The 4,361-nt window shown below is 42.5% G+C and carries 3 protein-coding genes; all 3 read left to right on the top strand.

From position 1 onward, the window contains the following. The first annotated feature begins 127 nt into the window (after window positions 1–127). The 3 genes from PLK24_RS08875 to PLK24_RS08865 are packed head-to-tail and all read left to right on the top strand — an operon-like array spanning window position 128 to window position 4,097. Window positions 128–1,420 (top strand): cytosine permease, encoded by a 1,293-nt coding sequence (locus PLK24_RS08875; protein WP_324478308.1) that lies wholly within the window; start codon window positions 128–130, stop codon window positions 1,418–1,420. A gap of 20 nt (window positions 1,421–1,440) precedes the next feature. Then, window positions 1,441–2,538 (top strand): S-methyl thiohydantoin desulfurase family protein, encoded by a 1,098-nt coding sequence (locus PLK24_RS08870; protein ID WP_324478306.1) that lies wholly within the window; start codon window positions 1,441–1,443, stop codon window positions 2,536–2,538. Next, on the top strand, window positions 2,535–4,097 hold the full coding sequence (locus PLK24_RS08865) for a hydantoinase/oxoprolinase N-terminal domain-containing protein (protein ID WP_324478304.1): 1,563 nt from the start codon (window positions 2,535–2,537) through the stop codon (window positions 4,095–4,097). Before PLK24_RS08870 ends, PLK24_RS08865 begins: the two co-directional genes overlap by 4 nt. Window positions 4,098–4,361 lie beyond the last annotated feature (264 nt).

The raw sequence follows: 4,361 nt of genomic DNA, 5'->3' as shown, positions 1-4,361 counted from the left end.
TGGGAGCGACTTGGTTCATAATTAAAGCTTTTTCTAGCATATTTATGAAAATTAAAATTTTATAAGTATTTTTAAATTTGTAATAACTTTCGAATACAACAACCAATATTTTAAGGGGGATGAGAACATGAGTACAAAGAAAAGCGAAGATGTTTTTGAAAAGTATGCGTTAGAAGCTGTTCCAAAGGAAAGTCGTCAAAGTTGGCCAAGTATTGCTCTTATATGGATTGGTACAATGATTTGTGTTCCAGCTTTGATGATGGGAGGAGCTTTAATAACCGGTTTGGATTTATTTCATGCTCTGCTTGCCGGCATTATTGGCTATACCATTGTGGTTATTTATATGAGTTTCCAGGGAATGCAAGCAGCCGATTTAGGAAGACCAACGGTCAGCGCTGCTGTCCCATCATTTGGTTTTAGCGGGTCTCGGATATTGATTTCTTTAATCTTAGGGATTTCAACCTTAGGCTGGTTTGGTGTACAAGCAAACGTTTGTGGTGCGGCTTTTAGCAGTGTATTGAATACTTGGTTGGGTGTGAATTTTCCAGTTTGGATTTCATCATTAATTTGGGGATTAATCATGCTCAGTACTGCGATTATAGGGTTTAATGCAGTAAAATATTTGAACTATATTGCTGTTCCAGCTTTGATTATTCTGAGTATATATGGAACGTATTCATCATTTGTTAAATATGGCTCTTCAATTCTATCTTCGTATCAACCTCCTACTCCCTTCCCTTTCGTTCAAGGAATAGCACTGGCAGTTGGTACCTTTGCTGTAGGTGGTGTTATTGCTGGTGATTTTTCTCGTTACGCTCGAAACCGCCGAGAAGCAGTTCTCTCATCGGTATGGGGAGTCTGGCCAGCCGGAGTTGCAATGCTTTTTATGGGTTCGGTGATGGCGCTCTTAGCTGGTACTTATGATATTACTCAGGTTATGTCAGCCTTAGGAGCCCCAGTTTTGGGTTTGATTATTCTTATTTTGGCAACCTGGACGACCAATACCATCAACGCTTACTCGGCTGGAATAGCTCTTACCAACTTATTTCAACTGCCTGATTCAAAACGGGCCTTGGCTACTGCTGTGGCAGGTATTTTAGGAACTGTGCTGGCTGTTGCTGGAATTATGAACTACTTTTTAAATTTTCTAACCATTTTAACTTCTACCATACCACCAGTTGCTGGGGTTATGATTGCCGATTACTGGGTAAAAAAGAAAGGAGATCCCTCCAAGTGGTTTAGATATCCGGGAGCCAATTGGGTGGGGATACTATCCTGGCTTATTGGAGCACTGGTGGGTATTTATCTTAAGATTGGTATTGCTCCAATCAATGCCATAATTGTCTCCTTTGTTGTTTATCTGGTATTGATTTCAGTTGTTAAGCAACCTCAACCGGTTCCATCCAAAAAGAAAGCTTGAAAACTGCATGGAGGTAAAAAATGAAATTTATTGATCTTCAAGATGTAGAATATATCGCTCTCGGGGCTGCTCTTCTGGGAACCGGTGGTGGTGGAGACCCTCATCTTGGGAAATTAATGGCTATTCAGGCGATAAAACAGAACGGTCCAGTTCAACTCATTGATCCTGACGAAGTGCCCGACGATGCCAGTATTGTTCCAACTGCCATGATGGGCGCACCAACGGTTCTCATTGAGAAACTGGCTAATGGTGAAGAAATTCTCCGAGCTTTTAACGGGATCAAGAAATATGCCGGAAAGGATATTTATGCCACTCTTCCCATTGAAGCCGGTGGAGTCAATTCAATGATTCCGATATCGGTTGCAGCGAGAACTGGAATTCCACTTTTAGATTGCGATGGAATGGGACGGGCTTTTCCTGAGTTGCAAATGACTTCCTTCCATCTTTGGGATGTTTCAGCAACGCCCATGATTATTGCTGATGAAAAGGGAAATACTGTAATCATGGAAAGTATTAATAATTTTTGGACAGAGACTTTGGCTCGAAATATATGTGTCACCATGGGTGGATCGGTCATGCTCAGTATCTATCAAATGCCAGGCAAGGTCCTTAAGGAAGCTTGTATTCGAAATACTCTTTCGCTTTCAGCTAAAATTGGGGAATCGATCCTTACTGCTCGAAAAAAGGGTAAAAATCCCATTAAGAATCTTTTAGAGGTAACTGGAGGTTTTGAGCTTTTCAAGGGAAAAGTGATTGACGTTTTACGTCGCACTGAAGGAGGCTTTGTGCGAGGTGAAGCTCAAATTGAGGGTATCGAAGACTATCGAGGGAAAAACCTTAAAGTCCAATTTCAGAACGAGAACTTAATAGCCATTCGTGATGAGAAAATTATCGCATCGGTTCCCGATTTAATCTGTATTGTTAACTTGGATAGCGCTATTCCGGTCACCACCGAAGCTATTCGTTATGGTCATCGGGTTTTGGTATTGAGTATTCCCTGCGATCCAAAGTGGCGGACACCAAAGGGGATTGAAACTGTAGGACCCCGCTATTTTGGATATGATGTCGATTATATACCGGTTGAAAAACTCATCAGCGAAGGAGGAAACCATCAATGATTTACCGTATTGGAATCGATGTCGGGGGCACCAATACCGATGCTGTGCTCATCGACCAAAACAATGAATTAATGAGCAAGACAAAAACCCCTTCCACTGCTGATGTAACTTCCGGGATTTTGAATGCGGTACATCAGATTCTTGAAAGTTCTCATGTAGATCGAAATAAAATACGCTTTGCCATGTTGGGAACCACTCACTGCACCAATGCCATTGTTGAAAGAAAGCGACTTTGCCGGGTGGGAGTTATTCGAATTGCCAAACCGGCAACCATGGCAGTGGTTCCCATGGTAGATTGGCCGGAGGACTTGGTTTCGGCGGTTGGAGAAAATCATTACATTATCCAGGGTGGCCATGAATTCGACGGACGAGAAATTTCTCATCTTGATGAGAGTGAAATTATGGCCTGTATCTCTGAACTAAAAGGGAAAGTTGATGCAATAGCCATTACTTCAGTCTTCTCCCCTATTTCATCAGCCCATGAGATGAAAGTTGCCGAAATGATTCGGGAAAAATTAGGAGATATTCCCCTCTCACTCTCCCATGAAATTGGTTCCATTGGTCTTCTGGAAAGGGAAAATGCCACTATCCTCAACGCTGCTCTCCATCATGTTGCCAAAACGACTGCTCAAGCTTTTATCAAAGGGCTTCAACAAGAGGGAATCCAAAAAGCCGCTATTTATTTCTGTCAAAACGATGGAACACTCATGTCGATAGATTATGCCATGAATTATCCAATTTTAACCGTGGCTTGTGGTCCTACCAATAGCATTCGGGGCGCTTCATATTTAAGTGGTGTTGATGAAGCTATTGTATTAGATATTGGTGGTACAACCAGTGATGTGGGAGTCATTAACAAAGGTTTCCCACGCGAGTCATCGGTTGCTGAAGAAATTGGAGGTGTTCGAACCAATTTCCGGATGCCCGATCTAATTTCCCTTGGTTTGGGAGGCGGAACAATTGTAACCGAACACAATGGGAAAATAAAAGTAGGTCCAGAAAGCGTTGGATATCTTATCACTGAGGAGGCTTTGGTATTTGGTGGAAAGACCCTTACTACCACCGATATAGCCGTCCGAGCTGGGATGGCTTCGATTGGTGATTCATCTCGAGTGAGTCATCTGGATGAAGGATTTGTCCAGCACGTATTGGGGATCATTGGCAATATATTCAATGAAGCTGTTGATAAGATGAAACTCTCTTCTGACCCAATGCCGCTAATTTTGGTTGGAGGAGGGGGTATTTTAGTTGGAGATCAACTCGAGGGTATTTCCGAAATCCTCCGACCGGATAATTATGAGGTAGCCAATGCAATTGGAGCTGCTATTGCTCAGGTTAGTGGTCAGGTTGAGCGAGTTTTTTCTTTAAGCGAGATGACACGGGAACAGGCACTTCATCAGGCTAAAGCCATTGCTACCGAGGAAGCCGTTAAAGCTGGTGCTGATCCTGCTACAGTTCATATTGTCGAAATTGAAGATGTCCCCCTGGCTTATCTTCCCGGGAACGCCACCCGGATTCGAGCTAAAGCAGCCGGAGACTTGAAGCATCAAGATTCGTAAAAGAAATAATGAATATTGTCAACCCTTCTTTATTGACTCCTATAAGTATTTTAAGAAGGGTTGACAACCAATGAATTCTACTTCTTTAAACCTAACTAACACTTCATCTTTTATACACTGCTATTTAATGAATAGGGCATCATGCCGCTTTGTAGCATCAGTTGAAGATTAAAATACCTATATAAAATCGTCCTTGCGAGGAGCAAAGCAACGTGAGAATCCCATTCCCCACTCCGTCATTCTGAGGAGCGTCTTGTGCGACGT

The organism is Atribacter sp. (genome assembly GCF_035418125.1).
GTDB lineage: Bacteria > Atribacterota > Atribacteria > Atribacterales > Atribacteraceae > Atribacter > Atribacter allofermentans.
This window is presented reverse-complemented; position numbering and strand designations above follow the sequence as displayed.